Origin of the sequence: Streptomyces sp. NPDC047880 (assembly GCF_040706515.1) — a bacterium.
Classification (GTDB): Bacteria; Actinomycetota; Actinomycetes; order Streptomycetales; family Streptomycetaceae; genus Streptomyces.
Genome location: NZ_JBEZOK010000044.1, coordinates 1 through 16,967 on the forward strand (window position 1 = coordinate 1; position 16,967 = coordinate 16,967).

Consider the following 16,967-nt stretch of genomic DNA (forward strand, 5'->3'; position numbering starts at 1 on the left):
GTCGTCTCAACCACCCGGTTTCTCTCCACCCCCCCTCTCTTTCCCCCCACGCCCCGGGTCAGATGGCGAAACGCTGCTGGGGCGAGGGCGTCACTGGGTCACGTCGACCGTCGCCGAACTGCCGGGTGGCAGTGTGACCGTGACGTAGGTGTAAGTCACGCCGTTCACCCTCTTGGTTCGTGCCTTGCGAGACAGGTTGTCGACCTCGACGGACTTGTGCGTACCCACGAAGCGGGCCTCCCACTTGTACGGGTGCGCCCCGGCGCTGTGAGTGAGTGTCGACTTCGTCGCCCCGTCGTGCCGCAGGGTGAAGGTGCTGTCGCCGACCTTCAGGTCCTTGATCTGTATCCACCGGGTTGCGGAGGGAAGCCGGGACTGGGTCGACAGGGTGTGATCGGGGGCGTCGGGCTCGATGCCCATCAGTCCCTCGACCGTCTGGCCGACCAGGGTGTACGACACCTCCGGGTAGTCGCCGTTCGGTCCCTGCTTCGCCACCGGGTGCTGCGTGTTGCGCTGATCGTAGACGTACTGCATCCACTTCCACGCCGTGTCGTTGCGGTTGTTGGCGAAGTAGGTGTCCGGCAGGTAGGAGATGGCCTCGATGTTGGAGGGCTTGCCGCTGCCGCTCGCCTGCTGGTCGATGAAGTCGAGGTAGGCGTCGTTGCGGGGGCCGGGCTCGATGATCTTCTTCATCGGCATGAACCAGCTGTTCTCCTTGCCCCAGCCGGTGAGCGCCTTGCCGTCCGTGGTGTATGCGCGGACCATGTCAGCGTCGGAACCGGTGCCGCTCCAGGTCGAGTTGAAGTAGCACTTCAGCTCGGCCGCCTTGCGCGTGAACGTACGGGCGAGGATCTTCTCGCCCCGGTTCTTCGCGAGGGCGGCCATGGCCAGGTATGCCTGGTATTGGGAACCGATGGCGTCGCCGGCCTCGGTGAGGTGTTCTTCTCCGCCCTCGTTGTAGCTGGCGGCGCCGGCGAAGATGCCCTTGCCCGTGCCCTCGGCGATGCCGTTCGGCTTGTCGCCGTCGTGGAGCCTGACGAACTGATCGGTGGTGTGCCGGTAGAAGTTCCAGAGGGTGGTGTCGCGTACGTACGCGCTGTCGCCGGTCCACCGGTATGCCTGATTCGCCTTCTCCACCAGCTCGAACCCTGCGGGGACTTCGCGGACGAAGTCGGACGGGTCGTGATAGTCGATCGACAGGTACGTCTTGTTGTCGAAGTTCATGGCCCAGACGGGGAAGTACTTGTGCTTGGCCGTGGACGAGGCCGCGAACGCCTTGAGCATGTTCTTGTTCTCGGCATTCAGCCCGAGGACGGCCGCGCCTGTCAGCTGGTGTGCCATGTCGCGGGAGTAGTAGCCGCTGCGGTGGGCGTAGCCGGCCCAGTAGGACGGGCCGTACGCACTGGTTGCGGTTCCCGAGGTGTTGCGTTCGTCGACATTGAGCGGGCCCTCTGTGCCGGGGAGCTGCACCCAGCTGTTGGCCTTGCGCTTCGCCCAGCCGAACATCTCGACGATCTTCGGGTCCGATGAGGTCACCACCGGGTCGGCCGGAGCCGCGGGCGAGACCATGACATCGTCGGCGTTGACCCAGCTGGTGCCCGACTCGAAGGCGATCTGCAGTTCGTCACCGGACTTCAACGGAACCCGGCTCACGGTGTAGCGGGCATAGCCGGACCGGCTGGGCAGGTCCACCGATCCAGCCGTCGTGCCGTTGACACGGATGGTGAACTTCCCGCCCGGGCCACCGGTGGCGATCCATGCCGAGAAGTCGTAGGTGCCCTTCGCGCCGGCAGTGATCGTCTGGGAGATCTGCCTGCCTGCGCCGGCGTCCAGATAGATCAGCTTCTTGCCGCTGTGGGGCAGGTTGGTGGCGACGCCGGTACCGGAGCTGAAGGTCCAGCCGGACTGTTCCTGCTCGAAGCCGGGGTTCGTGACGGTCAGCGGCGCGGATGCTGCCTCGGCGGGGCTGCTCATCACCAAGGGGGTGAGCGGGGTGAGTACCGAGAGCGCGACCATGCGGCTCAGACGTCCTGGGCGGGTGGGTCTCATGTGCGGCTCCAGCCTGCGGTGGGGGCGGGGTGCGTGGACGCTAACAACGGCCATGGAGCCTTGCAATAGTTCTGCCAAAAACTACTTGCCGGTTCGACAGAAAACTTTCATCGAAATCTTGCAAGTCTGATGACGGATCACTAACGTCCTGCTCATCAACCAGTCCGCTGTGAGAACAGAGGTGGTCCGTCATGAATGTCGATCGTCGTGGTGTCCTGAGAGCGGGCGGTGCGCTCGCCCTGGGGGCGGGCATCGGGAGCCTCGCGGCCTGCTCGGGATCGGGCGATGCGGGCGCAGGGGCGGGCGCGGTAGGCGACGGCACGAAAGGTGCCGTGACGGTCTGGAGCTGGGCCGGGCCCGCGGCCGGGCTACGCGCCCTGGTCCCCGCCTTCAACAAGAAGTACCCAGACGTCAGAGTCGATGTCCAGGACGTCGGCAACCCCGCCATCTGGGACAAGATCACCACAGGGCTGGCGGCAGGGGGAGCGGGTCTCGCGGACGTCCTCCACATCGGCGTCGACTATCTGCCCGGCTACGTGGAGAAGTTCCCGAACGGACTGGCCGACCTGGGCACACTGGGCGCCGATCAGTACAAGAACGCCTTCGCCCGTGGCCTGTGGCAGACCGTGTGTCCGGACGGCCGCCGCGTCAACGCGCTGCCCTGGGAGGCCAACTCGGCCGGCTTCTATTGCCGTACCGACATATTCGAGAAGGCCGGAGTCGACGCCGGCGCCCTTGACACCTGGGACGACGCCATAGAAGCCGGAAAGAAGATCAAGGAGAGGACGGGCACCTACCTCCTCGGCATCGACAAGCCCGCCTCGCAGGCGGACGCCGCCAACTTCTTCCAGATGCTGCTGCAGTTGCAGGGTGTCTTCTACTTCAACCACGACGGAGAGATCACACTCGACTCGCCCCAGGCGGTGCAGGCGATGACGATCATCAAGCGGATGAACGAGGCCGGACTCGTCAGCGACCTCTCCGGCGGCTGGAACGCTCTGATCAGCTCCATAAAGAAGGGAACCGCGGCCGTGCTGCCGTGGCCGACCTGGTTCGGCGGCATCATCGAGGAGACCGTTCCAGGCCAGGCTGGAAAGTGGAGCGTGCGACTGCCTCCCGCTGTGCGCCGTGGCGGCACCCACGCCGCCACGGTGAACTCCACCCACCTCGCCGTCTCCGGCAGCAGCAAGCACCAGGCCGCGGCGTGGAACTTCATCGAGTTCGTCCTCACGAGGCCCGCGTCCCAGGTCTCGATCTACAAGAAGAAGGGCATCGCCCCCGCTCTGATGAAGGCGTACGACGATCCGGTGTTCCACACCTCGTCCCCGTTCTTCAGCGGCCAGAAGAAGGGGGAGATCTTCCTCGAAGCTCTCAAGGCTCCCCAGCCGGCGTTCAACTACTCCGCCGACTACGCCCGGGCCCTGAAGGTGGTCACCGACGCTCAGACCAAGGTGCTCCTCAAAGGCGCCGATCCGGCCTCGGTCCTGCGCCAGGCCGCCGACCGGCTCGCCGAGCAGACCGGACGCAAGGTCGTCCGATGACCACATCCGTCTCCGTGGCCCCGACCGCCCGGCCCGCCGACACAGGCCGGGAGAGCCGGCCGGCACGCCTCAACGGACGCCGCCTCGCGCCATACCTCTTCGTGCTCCCCGCCGCGGTGCTCTTCGCCGCTTTCAAGCTCTATCCCGTCGGCTGGTCCTTCGTTTTGAGCCTCTTCAAGACGGTGCAGGGCGTCGACAGATTCGTCGGGGCGGACAACTACGCCCGGCTGATGGACGATCCGCTGTTCTGGACGGCCCTGAAGAACACCGCCGTCATCCTGGTGATCCAGGTCCCCGTCATGCTGGCCCTCGCCACCGCACTGGCCGTCGCCCTCAACTCCACGCTCGTGCGCGCACGCTCGGTGTTCCGCCTCGGCTTCTTCATGCCGATGGTCACCGGACTCGTCGCCTACGGAGTCATCTTCTCCGTTCTCCTCAACGAGCGCTACGGACTCGTCAACTGGCTGCTGTCCCTCGTGGGTATCGGCGAGGTCCCCTGGCTCACCGACCCGCTCTGGGCGAAGCTCTCTCTCGGCATCCTGCTGACCTGGCACTACACCCGGTACAACGCCGTCATCCTGCTCGCCAGACTGCAAACGATCCCCAAGGAGCTGTATGACGCGGCCGCCGTCGACGGCGCCGGTGCCGGCAAGGTCTTCAGACATGTGACACTGCCGGGGCTGCGGCCCGCGATCCTGCTCACCACCGTGCTGTCCACCATCGGCACCCTGCAGATCTTCGACGAGCCGTACATCCTGACCCGCGGCGGACCGGACAACGCCACACTCACCATCGGCGTGTACCTGTACCAGAACGCCTTCATGTACTTCGACTTCGGCTATGCCTCAGCCATCGCCTACGTGCTCGCCCTGCTGATCGGCGTCCTCGGACTGATCCAGTTCCGTGTTCTGGGAGACAAAGCATGAAGACCCGCCCGCAGCGGCCGCGCACAGCCCAGGCCCGGCACCACCGCAACAGCATCCTGCTGACCTCCGGGCTCGCCATCCTTCTCGCCGCCGTCGCCATCCCCTTCTACTGGCTCATCGTCGCCAGTACCCACAGCTCCCACGAGATCTTCGACTCACCCCCGCCGCTGCTGCCCGGCGGCCATCTCACCGAGAATCTGTCCAGCCTCCGGCAGACGGCGGCATTCGACCGCGTCGTCCTCAACTCGCTGCTCATCGCCTGCATCTACACGCTCTGCGCGGGAGTGGTGTGCACCCTGGCCGGCTACGCCTTCGCCAAGTACCGCTTCAGGGGCCGCGATCCGCTCTTCGGCGTGCTGATGCTGGGCCTGGTCATTCCCACCCAGGTCACCCTCGTGCCGCTGTTCAAGATGATGACCGAACTGCAGTGGCTCAACACCTACCAAGCCGTCATCATGCCCAATCTGGCCCTGCCCTTCGGTATCTTCCTGATGCGTCAGTCGATGACCGCACTCCCCGACGAACTGCTTGATTCGGCACGGACGGACGGCTGCGGGGAACTGCGCCTCTTTCTCAAGGTCGTCCTGCCCCCCATGAAGCCGGCACTCGCCGCTCTGGGCATCTTCCTCTTCCTCTTCCAATGGAACGACTTCATCTGGCCGCTGATCGTGCTGCGTGACAACACCTCGTTCACCGTTCCGGTGGCGCTCGCCTCCCTCCAGGGCGTGAGCGACACCGACTACGGCGCGATCCTCACAGGGACCGCCGTCGCCGCCATCCCCATGGCCGTCGTCTTCCTCGTCCTGCAACGCCACTTCGTCTCCGGCCTGCTCGCCGGGGCCGTCAAGGAGTGAACGTGAGCACCCCGTCCCCCGAGGCCGTGACCACCGCCGAACTCGCCCCCGCAACGTACGAGCTCCTGCTCGACCAGGTGCGGATCGCCGTCCTCGCCCCCCGCGCCGATCCGCACTGGAGCCTGACCGAGGGCTTCGACGGGCTGAGCGTGCTGCACGTCGAGGCCAGCGGCAATCCCGTCGAAATCCGGCTGCACGTGCCGCTCGGCGACGCCGCCGGGTACTGGCACCCTCAGGCGAGATGGCAGCGCACCCTGCTCGCCGACTGGGAGGGCCGCGCACGGGTCAGTCTCGTCGACGGGCTCGCCGCCGGCTGCCTCTACGACCACACCGGCGCCACCATGCTCGCCTTCTCCGTGGCCGACCCCGTACCGGAGGTCCAACTCCGTTTCGGTGTCTCGGAGGAGAACGACACCTTTGTGGTGCACATGGAACTACCCGCCTTGCCCGGACCACACCGCATCCTGTTCGTGCCGCGCAGCGAGTCCGTGGCCACGGCGATGAGGGCACTACGTGGCTGGTACGCGGCCACAACGTCGGCCATGCCCGTCCCTGAGGCTGCCCGCCTGCCCGTCTACTCCACGTGGTACGCCTTCAACCAGCAGGTGGACGCCGAGGCCGTGGAAACACAGGCCCGACTGGCCGCACGCCTTGGCTGCGGCGTGCTCATCCTTGACGACGGCTGGCAGCGCCTTGGCAGCGGGCGCGGCTACGCCGGATGCGGCGACTGGCTGCCGGACACGGACAAGTTCCCCGACTTCGCGGGTCATGTCGCCCGGGTCAAAGCCCTCGGGCTGCGGTACATGGCATGGGTCGCGCCACTGCTCGTCGGCCCGGCCGCGGACTGCTACCCACAGTGGGCCGCGTCCGCTCCGGCTCCCGCCCGGGCGCCGGGCGCGTACGTGCTCGACCCGAGGCGGCCGGAAGTACGCCGCCACGTCGTCGAGATGTGCACGGCACTCGTGCGTGACCACGGGCTGGACGGCCTCAAGGTCGACTTCGTCGACGAGGCCATGGTCTACGCCGGCGACGGCGGCGACATCGGGCACGCGCTCACCGAATTGCTCACCGACCTGCGCACCGCTCTGCAAAAAGTGCGGCCCGAGCTGCTGCTGGAACTCAGGCAGCCCTACGTGGGACCTGGCATGGCGGCCTACGGCAACATGCTGCGGTCTTTCGACTGTCCCGCCGACGCCACCGCGAACCGGGTTCGCACCATCGACACCTCGCTGCTCGCCGTGGGTGGCACGGTCCATTCCGACATGCTGCTGTGGGACCCGTCCGGCCCCCTGGAGGCGGCGGTACGCCAGTTCATCGGCGCGTTCCACTCGGTGCCCCAGTTGTCCGTCCGGCTGGACACCCTGCCCCCTGAGCAGCTCGAGGCGCTCGGCTTCTGGCTCGGGCAGTGGCGACGTCTGCGGCCGCAGCTGCTGGACGGACGGGTCGAGCCGGGCCGCCCGGACGACCTCTACCCCGTCGTCGAGTCCCGGGCGAACGGCGTGTGCGTCGTCAGTGTGCACAGCGAGCGCGCCGTCTCCCTGCGTCTTACGGCGTTCGATGAAACGGTGCTGGTCAACGGATCCGACGTGGATCGTCTGGTGGTGGATGTGCGGGATCCCGGAGCTGCTGTGGATATCGATGTCCACAGCTCGTCCGGTCGTATCATCGAGCAGGGCCGGATCGATCTCCCACCCGGTCTGCACAGCCTGCCGGTGCCGCGGATGGGACTGGCCGTTGTCCGGAGAAGTTCGTGAGTCACCCGACGAAAGGGAGTGCATGAAGGTCGGCATCGTCGAGGTAGCTGCCCGTGCCGGAGTCAGCGAGGCGACCGTCAGCCGTGTCATCAACCGGCGGCAGGGAGTGGCGAAGAAGACACGTGCAGCGGTCGAGAGCGCGATGGCGGAGCTGGGCTACGAGCGCCCCGTCCAGGGACAGTTGGTCGCGGTGATGACCGAGCACATCTCGAACCCGTTCTTCGCCGACCTCGCCGAACGCATCGAGTCGGCACTCGCCCCACACGGTCTCAAGACCGTCCTGTGCCCTGCCTTCCCCGGTGGCGTACAGGAGCGCGAGTTCATCACCTCGATCATGGACAAGGGGGTCGCGGCCGTCGTCTTCCTCTCGGTGTCGAACACCCTCGAGGGAGCGGACACCGAGACGTACGAGATGCTCCGCGCACGCCGCATTCCGTACGTCGGGATCAACGGACAGTTCGCCGCCGACGTTTCCGCGCCCGTGTTCTCCACCGATGACGCCCTGGCCGCGGAGCTGGCCGTGGACCATCTGTACCGGCTCGGCCACCGCGTGATCGGAATGGCGTCGGGTCCGGTCGGCAACCATCCCGCGGACCAGCGCGTGCGGGGATTCATCGAGGCCATGGCACGGCGGGGGATCGAGTCCGCGGACCGCTTGGTGATCCGCCAGTCCTACACGGTGGAGGGCGGCCAGGCCGCCGCGACCGCCTTGCTCAAACTGGGTGCCACCGCGATCGTCGCCGCGAGTGACTATGTGGCCCTCGGCGCCATCCGAGGGGTGCGGCGACAGGGAAGGTCGGTGCCCGAGGACGTCTCTGTCGTGGGCTACGACGGTGCGATGATCACCGAGTTCCTCGACCCGCCCCTGACCACGGTCCGCCAGCCCGCCGACCGCCTCGCACTGGAGGTCGGCCGCAGCGTACAGGCGCTGGTCGCCGGGCGAGAGGTCCCCCACAGCGAGCTGCTCTTCGACCCCGAACTGGTCATCCGAGCCTCTACGGGGCCGGCGCGCAAGGACTGACGCATCCCGCTCCACCCCGTCGCCCAGCGGGATCAGCCCTCCTCGTCCGCAGAGCCCGCGGGAGGAGGCGCCGTGGTGGAGCGGACCACCAGCTCGGGCGCGAAGAGCAGCTCACCGTTGGGCACATCCTGACCGGCGAGCAGCGCCCGAACGCTGCGGGCGACCTCCACCGCGAGGCGGTCCGTAGGCTGGCGGACCGTGGTGAGCGGGGGATCCACGAACTCCGTGAGCATGGTGCCGTCGTAGCCCACCACTGACACGTCGCATGGCACACTGAGGCCGCTGCGGCGGATGCCGCGGATGGCGCCGAGAGCCATGAAATCGCTCGCCGCCACGATGCCCGTCACCCCCATCTTCGTGAGCACTCCGGCCGCCGCTTGGCCGCCCTCGATCGTGTACGACTGGCGGATCAGCCAGCGGTCGGCGTCCTCGACGCCCCGATCCGCCATCGCCGTGAGGAATCCGGAGGCGCGGAGGTCGGCGGGCTGATTGCCCTGCGGGCCGGACACCATGCCGATTCTGCGATGGCCCAGCCCGTGGAGGTGGGCTACGGCCAGCTCGGCTGCCTGAAGGCTGTCCGTCGAGTACACCGGAGCGGGCACCCCGTCGCCGAACTGCCCGTCGATCCCCACATAGGGGATCTGGCGGTCACGGAGCATCTCGTACGGTGTCGTGTCCGCATTGTCGAGCGTGTTGCTGACGGACAGGAACACCACCGCCGCCAGACCGCGCCCCATCAGCACCGAGATGAAGTCCTGCTCGGGCACCCCGCCGGTGAAGGCAGGGCAAATGACCGTCTTCAGACCGTGCGGTGCCAGGGCGGCCTCGAGCCGCTCGGCGAGATCCGCGAAGAATGGGTTGGAGATGTGCTCGGTGACCACGGCGACGAGCTGACCGGCGGGCGGTCGGCGATAGCCGAGCGCGGCCATCGCCTCTTCCACCTTGGCGCGGGCACCGCGGGACACCCCCGGCCGGCGGTTCACGACCCTGCTGACGGTCGCCTCGCTGACGCCTGCCCGCGCCGCGACCTCGGTAATTCCGATCTTCATGCTGCGCTGCTTCTCCTTCGGGAGTCGCCCGTCCGACGGAAACCCGGCGGAGGGCGTCTGTGGAAAGTCGCATTGCACTTGCAGCCGACCAATCGAAAACTTTCCACGCTGCTTGCAGCAACCCTACCGGCCTGGGTGGTGGCGGAGGGGAAGAGACTGTGACGGCGGCGAGGCTGCCCCCACAGAGCGGGGGAGGCGTGGGCGGCGACAGGAATACCCGGCCACCCCGGCGGACCACTCCCTCCTGAGCGCCGGGGTCCCCCCTTCGCTGTTGGGCGTGAGGGCCGCACCGTGATCGGTGAGGTCATGGACGTGCACAGCGAGCAGTGGCCCGTGGTTCTGGGTTGCCTCGACAGCCTGGAAGGCTAGGACGGCAACGGGCAGGACAACCCGTGCGCCCGCGAGGGTCGTACCGTCTCGCGCACCGACGGGCCGGTGACCATGCCGGTGGACCTCACGGATGCGGGACGCGTTGAGGTCCACCGGTCCAGGAGGACTACGGCGCGCACGGTCTTGCCGACTCCCTCGTGTGGCAGGAACCGGACGACCCGCACGCCAAGATGGGCGACGTGCCGCAGGCCACGGCCCTTCTCACGGCCAGGGCCTTCAGTGGTGTCATCGTGCCGCGGCCGGCGTCGGGCCGAAAGCGTCAGCAAGGCTGGTCAGGACGGAGCCGGACCAGCTGCTCCCCCCGAACACACTGACCGGCATGGCGAGCACGCCGCACTCGCGCTGGAGCGTCTCCGCTGGGACATCAACCGGGAAGAAGTAGTTGCCAGGACAAGTCCGGCTCGCCGTGGGAATCGCCCCGAGTACTTCGTCCGGCAACCGTTCGAACAGCCGCTCGGCCCGTACGGCCAGTTCGTCGACGACCCGCCGGGGCACGTCGCTGTGCTCGGTCAGCAGACGGTCGGCGAGCCTCAGGTGTGCCGACGTCGGCGGATCCGCCCGGAACGCTTCGGCCAATGCGGCTTGCGCCGGACCCAGCAGGACCACGCCGAACGTGCGTGGCCACAGCCACCCCTTGGTGACCGAATGCAGCAGGACCGCACGACCGGTGTCCAGCAAGCGCCGTGTGCCGGCGGCGAACGGGGCCCCCAGGTCGTAGACGCTGTCGATCAGCAGGCGGCGGCGTGGTGATTCCCTCAACCACGAAATCACCGCGGCGCACTCGTCATCGGAGAGGTATCGGCCGAGCGGCTTGCTGGGGTTGGCGAGCAGCAGGTATTCGGGCCGGTGGTCCGCCGGCGACCTCGGCAGGGCCGGCGCCGGTAGCGTCGGGTAGGACGCGGGCGCCAGGCCCGCAGCGCGGGCCAGCTCGAAGTAGACCGGGTACACGTCGCTGGGCAGCCACAGCCGCGCTTGCACGGCGTGCAGCCAGTGGAAGACCACACCGAGCCCGTGCCGGACCCCTCGACAGACCATGGCGTGACTGGACCACTCTTCCGGGAGCTCGAAGCGTCGCAGCCAGGCACGGGCGAGATCGCACCGGTGCACCGTACTCATGTCGGTCGGCGGTTCCGGTCGCATCGGAGCAAGCGCCCGGTACACGTTGGTCTCGGCGGCGTCCAGAAGCGACGAGGAGGCACTGAGTTGCCGCTGCCGGAATTCCTGGAACTCGTCGAACCTCATGCCGCTGCATCTTCCGGGACGATCTCGCTGGCCCGGTCTTCCAGGGAGGCGTAGCAGCGTCCGTCGGCCATGACGTTCCAGCTGCGTGCGATCCCGCTGGTGCGTTCCCAGAGCAGGCTGGGCTCGGTGTAAGCGGCGATCCGCATCGGCCGTCCGTCCCAGCTGCCGTGGTAGACCGGCGCGCCCCAGGGCAGGCGGCTCGCCAGCTCGAAGCCGTGCTGCTCGGCGAACCGGGTGACGACGGACAGCGAAACCTGGTGCTCTCGGCTCCAGACGTTGGCGGCGCGGTCGAAGTAGAGCGACTCGGTGCTGGTGGATACGTAGAGCTCTTTGAAGCAGACTTCCTCGACACCGAGAGCCGCGGCCCACGAAAGGTAGTCGGCGACGTCGGCCGCGTCGGCGACGCCGCCGTGCTGGAGCACGCAGATCAGCCTCATCCGCAGCCCAGGCCAGCGGTCACGTTCCACGCGCCAGGTGTCGATCACAGAGCTCACCGGCGTGCGCAGCATCATCAGCCGCTCGCTGACGGCGTCGTCCTGATGGTGCCGGGAGACCGCCACCACGCTCAGACCTGCGGCGCTCAGGGCTGCGAGGCGGCCGGTCCGGTCCGCGTGCCGGCCCTTCGCCAGGGTGTGTGCGTTGGTGATCAGAACGACCTTCGGGAAGGCCGCCGAGCAGGCGGACACCAGCCGCAGTTGCTGTTCGAACGGTATGAGCGTGGGCTCCCCGCCGCCGGTGATCACCGCACGCTCGGCACCCGCCGCACGGGCGCGCTCCAGCCAGTGGGCGACTGCCTCCCACGGGACCCGTGCCGGCGCTTGGTCGCTGGAGATCGAAGCCGCGGAGAAGCAGAACGAACACCGGGCTTGGCAGGCGGAGGCGACCGGCAGAAGCGAAACCGAGCGCGGTCGCATGTCGGCGTAGCGACGCTGTGCCGATCCGTGCAGGTGCAGGGAGGCCGCCATCGCATCCTCGACGGTTGTCGGGCGCAGAGTGAACTCGTCGCCCACTGTGTCGAGCTCGTGGACTGCTGACAACCGGATGCGAGCCTCGTGCAGTTCCATGCCGAGACCGGTCGACAGGTTGGGCACCAACCTGTCGGGGTCCACCGTGGTCTCCAGCACCAGCAGCCGGTCGCCCGGAACGGCCAGACGGTCCAGCAGGCGTCGTGCCTTGCCGATGCCGATTCCCAGCTCCGCACGGGTCAGCAGGTGGAACCGGTCGGGATAGGTACTCTCCGGAATCCCCGCCTTGCCGTAAGCGAACGCGTACTTGTCGAAGCCCTTCGCGAAGTTCGACAGCACGATGACATGGAAGCGCTGGTCGCTGTGATTCATCCCGTCATCATGCATGAACGGGCCCAGACGACACGGGCCGAACTCCACGCGGAACGCGGTGTCCCGATCCGATCCGGGTCCACGACACGCCCCGCCTTCAGAAGCCATTGCGACGGCGCCGCGATCGGTTCTCCCGGAGTCCTCAGCGGGAACTTGCTCGAGGTTCCCGTCGATGTACCGGTCAGCGTTTGCGGCAAAACCGTCGACGTCGACGCACTGTTGAACCCGGCGTTCGGCAAGACCCGCGTCAACGAGGGCTGACGATCCAGCCCGGCGGCCGTTGGTTGCTGCTCCGTGACTGCTGAACTTGGGCTCGTGATGCCGGTCGGATCGTGGTGTCGTGCAGATCGGAAACCGCTGGACGCGGGCCGTCCGGGGTCAGGAGCGTGGCTGCAGCCAGTGACACTGCCAGATCATGACGCTGACCGGTTGCCGTCCGAGTCATCGGAATCGAACGACGTGGCCGCAGCCAGACGCTCCACGAACGCCTGAAAGTCCGCAGCAAGCGGGAGCTCCGCGCCGTCGTCCCCGTCGAACCACGTCACGGACGGCTCCCCGCGCTTGCCGCACACCCGATAGTCGAGAGCGATCCAGCAGTGACCATCACCGGACAACAGAACCAGAGGGGACGGAAGACCCCACTCCTCGACCAGATAGGCCGTGTCCAGCAAGGACAACTGGCCGTCATGACGGCCGATGCCCATCAAGTCGTCGAGCGGGACGTGGTTCTCGCTCCACGACGTCGGCACATCGGTCGGGAACGCGTTCCACAGCTCCGCCACCGCACCGCCGTTCTGGACTCGCAGGATCTCCAGCAACGAAGCCGGCAGACGGACACCGAGCCGACGCTCGGCATCCTCAACGACCGCGTCGGTCAACGGCGGCTGAACCCCGTACCGGCCCTCGCCCCAGAACGTCGCCTTCACCTCATCAAACCGCGCCACCAACGCATCCTATGGACTCCGTCCACGGGTTTGACGATGTATAGGAGCTTCAACAGCAGAGCAGCTCCACCACGCCACCGAGGCGGGCCGACCCCGCGAACCGTGCACCCGCCCCGGAGACCGGCGCTCCCGCCGCAGCTCGGGCAGGTCACGCGCCGGTACCCGGCCCGGACACGCTTGGTCTTCGCCGGAGCAGAACTGCGGGCGCCTGTGCCCCACCGGTCAGATGTTCGTGACGAGTGTCGGCACCAGTGCGCCGACCACCCTGTGGGCCGGGCCCGGAGGCGCCACCGGGACCCTCGCCCCGCGCAACGAGCGCCCGGAACCGCCGACGGCACAAGGCCGGGCAACCCGCGAGCACCACCGCCCTCTCCGCTCGGAGCGGGCAGCACCGGGTTTGCCAGTCGGCGATGCTTCGAGGCTCTGCGCGGCCATTCGTCAGCGTCGCCATGCCATCAAGTTCAGGGGATGAGTCGTGCGTTCACGGCTCGGTTGTAGAGGCGCTGGTGCCACTCGTTGGCGTCCGGTCCGGGGTCGGTGGTCAGGACCGGGTTCGGGCCCGTCTCGATGAGGTGGAGGAGCGTCCAAGCGACGCCGTAGCAGTCGTCTGGACCGAAGCAGGAGACGAGCGCTCGGGCTTCTTCTCCGGTGATCGGCTTCGAAATCGCTTCGAGTTGCTGAACGCGCCTGTCGAGCTCCTCTTCGCTCGCGTCCCAGCCGGGAAGTGGGCCAGCGGCGACGAACACCTGCACTTCGGGTCTCATGGGCGAATGATCGGCTGCCTTCGCTGCTTCAGGCAAAACGTCTTGGCTGGTCAGACCGCCGTCACCTCGGTGAGCGAACGTGCCGGGAACGCGGCTTGTCCGTCGAAGAGCTCACGCTTCTGGAGGCAGTGGTACAGCTGTCCGGGGTCATGCGATGGAAGAGGTTCCGCAGGGCCACTGTGGGAGCAGTACCTCAGCCTCCGAGGGTGCCTCGCTGAGCGGGCCGTGTCGTGGTTGGGTGCCGGCTGGGTCTGTACCTGCCTAGAGGGCGCATCGTCCATCGGTGTGCTGTGCGGGAGCGCCGGGCAGCGCGCCACCGGTATGGCGTGCCGATTCTGTCGAACGCACCGGCGCCTGCCCGTGTTCGGCGTACCACGGCAGGTCTGGGAGGATGGCCGACAGCCGTCCGTACCCGGGTCCGGGAATCCGGGGGACGGGAGAGGCGGGCAGGTAGGGGCAGCGGCCCGGCGGGCGGGAGAGCGGAGCGGTGCGGCACATGCCGGAGTACCCGGAGTATCTCGCCGCGGTCGTGTTCGCCGCGGGCGGCGTCGTCAACGCCCTGCTGGCACCGCACCGGTTCTCCACCGCCGTCCTGTTCTGCCTCGCGGCGGCCTCTGCCGGACTCGGCGTGGCCGGTCGCAGTGCGGCAGCTCACCCGACGATCGCCACCATCCTCGCCGTCGCCGCCCTGCTCCTGGCGCTCGCGCTGGGTCTGCTGCTGCTGGCCGACGGCGTCCTGCTGGTCCGGCGTTACGGACCGCAGGCAGCCCTGCTGGCGACCGGGGCGGCCGGCTGCGCGGTGCTGGCGGTGCTCGGCCTCGACGCGGTCTTCCACGTGGTCGGCGGCGAGGCGTTCGGTGCCTTCATAGTCGCGGTGAACGCCGCTGCGGGATACCTCACTTTGCTCTTCATGGTCTTCGCCGGCCACGTGTTCGTCCGGGGCCGTAGCACGCCCTCGCCGGGAACCACCCATGTCGTCGTCCTTGGCGCCGGGCTCGATGGCGACCGCCCCGGCCCGCTGCTGACCCGCAGGCTGGAGCGGGCCCTTGCGATCGACGCCGCCCGCGCACCGGGCACGCCTGGTGTGGTGTTCGTCCTCTCGGGCGGCCAGGGCGCGGACGAGGTCCGTTCCGAGGCGGACGCGATGGCCGAGTATCTGCGCGGACGCGGAGTGCCCGCCGACCGGATCGTGCGGGAGGACCGCTCCGTCAACACCGGGCAGAACCTGCGCTTCAGCGCGGCCCTCGTGGACGGCACCCCTCCCGGCCACCGTGCCACGGTGGTCACCAGTGGCTTCCACGTCTACCGCACGACCCTGCTGGCCCGCCGCGTCGGCGTGCCCGTGCACGTCGTGGGCGCGCCGACCTCCCCCGCCTACTGGCTGGCCGCGACACTGCGCGAATTTGTCGCCGTCCTGTGGCTGGACCGCCTTCCCCTGGTCGGGCTCAGCCTGCTGCTGGCAGTGCCGGTGGCGACGGCGGTCTTCGAGCACTGAAATGCCTGCCGCAGACCTCGTAAGAGGCCCTGACGAAGGCGCCGTGCATGGCGTGGCTCAGGAGGGGAGAGGACTGGCCGGGTTGCCCGTCCGGTACGCGCAGCCCGCTGCGCGAGGTGTGCACGGCTGAATCGCCGTGGCCGGCGCCCCAATCGATGAGGCACGGACAGCACTGGATTTTGGGCCCTTGAGTTCTCGAGCTGTCCTCCTGTGCGGTGGTCGCTCCAGTCGATGCCGGCGTCGTGCTCCTTGCTCGATGCGGGTTTGAGGGACCCGAGGAGGGGAGCTGCCATGAGGCTGGCCGCGCACAGGCTGCCGATCGCGGCGTAGGCCGCGGCGGCCGTGAGGGCCCACAACGGGACGTTGCACACGTTCTTCGCCCATCGCGGGAACGGAGCACGCCACGCGTGGACGCGGCGCTACAGAGGCACGAGCTTGCCGCAGGCACGCGCGGATCGGCCCGCGTTTGCCTGACCTGTCTTTTCCGGTGTGACCGTTGCCGTGTACACGTCCCCTCTGGTCGCCTGTCGAGTCCCTCCGAGTGCCGGTGACCACAGCAGCTCTCTCCCTGGTGCGGGCAGCCGTTGCTCATGACCCGATGCGCGTGAGTGCGAGCGTGAACCTGCGCGGGCGACCGGTGGTGCGCTGGGCACGGAGGCGCCGGCTCACGTGCCTGACGTTCTCTCGGCGCCCGTAACATCGACGGCTCTCGCCGTCGCCGTCTCACCACAGTTGGGTGCCCGGGGCGCCCTTGAACGGCCCCCGCACCTCCGCGGTGATCCAGCCGCCGTAGAAGTCGCCCTCCTGCGCCGTGACCTCCTCTCCGTCGACCGTGCAGCGGTCCATGCGGCTCGGGTAGAAGGCGAAGCAGTCGGTGAGGGGGGTGTAGCCGGGCTCGGGGCGGGGATAGCTCCAGGCGGCGCGAGCGCGTACGTCGTCTCCCACGATGACGTCCCAGTACCGGGCAGAGCCCTTCCATTCGCACCAGGTCCGGCCCGCGGCCGCCGGGAAGAGAAGCTCCGTACGGACGTCCTGTGCAGGGATGTAGAAGACTGGGGGATGGCTGGTCTCCAGTACCCGGACGGCGCTGCGGGTCTGGGCCACCAACTGGCCGGCGCACTCCACGCGCACGTCACGGTCGTCCTCCCGCATGACGGGCGGCCGCGGGTAGTCCCAGACCGATTCGGGCGTGCGCGGGGCGGAACGCGGCACGGGCTCTTCCAGCGGGTCCAGATACACCTCGTCCTCGTAGCACCAGGCCCATTGCGGGTCGCGTGCCAAGACGCGTGCCACCGGGTGGCCGCTGGAGTCGAAGTGGGCCGTGGCGTGAGCGCTGGGAGAGCTGTCGCTGCAGCCCACATGGCCGCAGGTCAAGCACAGCAGCAGATCGGCCCGTGCGCGTCCGCGCGTCGCGCAGGACGCGCACGTCTCGCTCAGCGGGGGTGGGTCCGCCGTCCAGGTGTGGGGGCAGTGTCTGCCCGAGGGCCGTCCGCCATCGGGACGGGTCGTCCATCTGGTCATCGGTGATCACCGGCCTGTTCAGTCGACATCACGCTTCTCGGTGGCACCGCGCCCCCGCGCATGCCTGTGTCGGTCACACT

14 protein-coding genes and 1 pseudogene are annotated in these 16,967 nt (G+C 68.2%); 7 read left to right on the plus strand and 8 right to left on the minus strand.

What is annotated here, in order from left to right; genetic code table 11:
- Positions 1 to 90: 90 nt before the first annotated feature.
- On the minus strand, positions 91 to 2,049 hold the full coding sequence (locus AB0937_RS37630) for a hypothetical protein (protein ID WP_366718580.1): 1,959 nt from the start codon (positions 2,047 to 2,049) through the stop codon (positions 91 to 93).
- Positions 2,050 to 2,240: 191 nt separating this feature from the next.
- Here AB0937_RS37630 and AB0937_RS37635 point away from each other — a divergent pair, with 191 nt between their 5' ends.
- From AB0937_RS37635 to AB0937_RS37655, 5 genes are read left to right on the plus strand one after another with little or no spacing between them, the layout of a single operon-like run.
- Positions 2,241 to 3,590 carry an extracellular solute-binding protein gene (locus tag AB0937_RS37635; protein WP_366718582.1) on the plus strand — a complete coding sequence of 450 codons (1,350 nt, stop codon included), beginning with the start codon at positions 2,241 to 2,243 and terminating at the stop codon, positions 3,588 to 3,590.
- A complete protein-coding gene (locus tag AB0937_RS37640) occupies positions 3,587 to 4,516 on the plus strand; it encodes a sugar ABC transporter permease (RefSeq protein ID WP_366718584.1) in 930 nt (309 codons plus the stop codon). The genes AB0937_RS37635 and AB0937_RS37640 overlap by 4 nt, the downstream gene beginning before the upstream one ends.
- Complete coding sequence (locus AB0937_RS37645) at positions 4,513 to 5,370, plus strand: carbohydrate ABC transporter permease (RefSeq protein WP_366718586.1); 858 nt, start codon at positions 4,513 to 4,515, stop codon at positions 5,368 to 5,370. Before AB0937_RS37640 ends, AB0937_RS37645 begins: the two co-directional genes overlap by 4 nt.
- Positions 5,371 to 5,372: 2 nt before the next feature.
- On the plus strand, positions 5,373 to 7,124 hold the full coding sequence (locus AB0937_RS37650; protein ID WP_366718588.1) for a glycoside hydrolase family 36 protein: 1,752 nt from the start codon (positions 5,373 to 5,375) through the stop codon (positions 7,122 to 7,124).
- 22 nt (positions 7,125 to 7,146) lie between these two features.
- The gene (locus AB0937_RS37655; protein ID WP_366718590.1) at positions 7,147 to 8,145 is read left to right on the plus strand and encodes a LacI family DNA-binding transcriptional regulator; all 999 of its coding nucleotides are present in this window, start codon (positions 7,147 to 7,149) and stop codon (positions 8,143 to 8,145) included.
- Between the two features lie 32 nt (positions 8,146 to 8,177).
- Here AB0937_RS37655 and AB0937_RS37660 read toward each other — a convergent pair whose 3' ends face one another.
- The 3 genes from AB0937_RS37660 to AB0937_RS37670 all read right to left on the minus strand — a co-directional run bounded on the left by AB0937_RS37660 (position 8,178) and on the right by AB0937_RS37670 (position 12,211).
- Positions 8,178 to 9,194, minus strand: a complete 1,017-nt coding sequence (locus AB0937_RS37660; protein WP_366718592.1) for a LacI family DNA-binding transcriptional regulator — start codon at positions 9,192 to 9,194, stop codon at positions 8,178 to 8,180.
- A 615-nt stretch (positions 9,195 to 9,809) separates the two neighbouring features.
- Positions 9,810 to 10,826 carry an aminotransferase class I/II-fold pyridoxal phosphate-dependent enzyme gene (locus AB0937_RS37665; protein ID WP_366718594.1) on the minus strand — a complete coding sequence of 339 codons (1,017 nt, stop codon included), beginning with the start codon at positions 10,824 to 10,826 and terminating at the stop codon, positions 9,810 to 9,812.
- A complete protein-coding gene (locus AB0937_RS37670) occupies positions 10,823 to 12,211 on the minus strand; it encodes a radical SAM protein (protein WP_366718596.1) in 1,389 nt (462 codons plus the stop codon). The genes AB0937_RS37665 and AB0937_RS37670 overlap by 4 nt, the downstream gene beginning before the upstream one ends.
- Positions 12,212 to 12,229: 18 nt before the next feature.
- Between AB0937_RS37670 and AB0937_RS37675 the strand changes: the two genes are divergently transcribed.
- The gene (locus AB0937_RS37675; RefSeq protein WP_366718640.1) at positions 12,230 to 12,424 is read left to right on the plus strand and encodes a chaplin; all 195 of its coding nucleotides are present in this window, start codon (positions 12,230 to 12,232) and stop codon (positions 12,422 to 12,424) included.
- A gap of 152 nt (positions 12,425 to 12,576) precedes the next feature.
- Here the strand turns inward: AB0937_RS37675 and AB0937_RS37680 are convergent, their stop codons facing one another.
- Together AB0937_RS37680 and AB0937_RS37685 are read right to left on the minus strand one after the other, a co-directional pair.
- Positions 12,577 to 13,107, minus strand: coding sequence for an SMI1/KNR4 family protein (locus AB0937_RS37680; protein WP_366718598.1), 531 nt, complete (start codon positions 13,105 to 13,107; stop codon positions 12,577 to 12,579).
- Between the two features lie 461 nt (positions 13,108 to 13,568).
- Positions 13,569 to 13,871 (minus strand): hypothetical protein, encoded by a 303-nt coding sequence (locus AB0937_RS37685; RefSeq protein ID WP_366718600.1) that lies wholly within the window; start codon positions 13,869 to 13,871, stop codon positions 13,569 to 13,571.
- 496 nt (positions 13,872 to 14,367) lie between these two features.
- Here AB0937_RS37685 and AB0937_RS37690 point away from each other — a divergent pair, with 496 nt between their 5' ends.
- Positions 14,368 to 15,366, plus strand: coding sequence for a YdcF family protein (locus AB0937_RS37690; RefSeq protein ID WP_366718602.1), 999 nt, complete (start codon positions 14,368 to 14,370; stop codon positions 15,364 to 15,366).
- 723 nt (positions 15,367 to 16,089) lie between these two features.
- On the opposite strand, the gene AB0937_RS37695 is transcribed toward AB0937_RS37690, so the two are convergent.
- Both AB0937_RS37695 and AB0937_RS37700 read right to left on the minus strand, forming a co-directional pair.
- Positions 16,090 to 16,518 carry a DUF427 domain-containing protein gene (locus AB0937_RS37695; protein ID WP_366718642.1) on the minus strand — a complete coding sequence of 143 codons (429 nt, stop codon included), beginning with the start codon at positions 16,516 to 16,518 and terminating at the stop codon, positions 16,090 to 16,092.
- Between the two features lie 84 nt (positions 16,519 to 16,602).
- Positions 16,603 to 16,803, minus strand: a pseudogene (locus AB0937_RS37700) (UBP-type zinc finger domain-containing protein); the annotation flags it as partial.
- Positions 16,804 to 16,967 lie beyond the last annotated feature (164 nt).

Excerpts from the sequence above, each read along its gene's own strand:
- AB0937_RS37665 (WP_366718594.1), bottom strand. The coding sequence starts at position 10,826 with ATGAGGTTCGACGAGTTCCAGGAATTCCGGCAGCGGCAACTCAGTGCC.
- AB0937_RS37635 (WP_366718582.1), top strand. The coding sequence starts at position 2,241 with ATGAATGTCGATCGTCGTGGTGTCCTGAGAGCGGGCGGTGCGCTCGCC.
- AB0937_RS37690 (WP_366718602.1), top strand. The coding sequence starts at position 14,368 with ATGCCGGAGTACCCGGAGTATCTCGCCGCGGTCGTGTTCGCCGCGGGC.
- AB0937_RS37685 (WP_366718600.1), bottom strand. The coding sequence starts at position 13,871 with ATGAGACCCGAAGTGCAGGTGTTCGTCGCCGCTGGCCCACTTCCCGGC.
- AB0937_RS37645 (WP_366718586.1), top strand. The coding sequence starts at position 4,513 with ATGAAGACCCGCCCGCAGCGGCCGCGCACAGCCCAGGCCCGGCACCAC.
- AB0937_RS37640 (WP_366718584.1), top strand. The coding sequence starts at position 3,587 with ATGACCACATCCGTCTCCGTGGCCCCGACCGCCCGGCCCGCCGACACA.
- AB0937_RS37655 (WP_366718590.1), top strand. The coding sequence starts at position 7,147 with ATGAAGGTCGGCATCGTCGAGGTAGCTGCCCGTGCCGGAGTCAGCGAG.
- AB0937_RS37660 (WP_366718592.1), bottom strand. The coding sequence starts at position 9,194 with ATGAAGATCGGAATTACCGAGGTCGCGGCGCGGGCAGGCGTCAGCGAG.
- AB0937_RS37695 (WP_366718642.1), bottom strand. The coding sequence starts at position 16,518 with ATGCGGGAGGACGACCGTGACGTGCGCGTGGAGTGCGCCGGCCAGTTG.
- AB0937_RS37630 (WP_366718580.1), bottom strand. The coding sequence starts at position 2,049 with ATGAGACCCACCCGCCCAGGACGTCTGAGCCGCATGGTCGCGCTCTCG.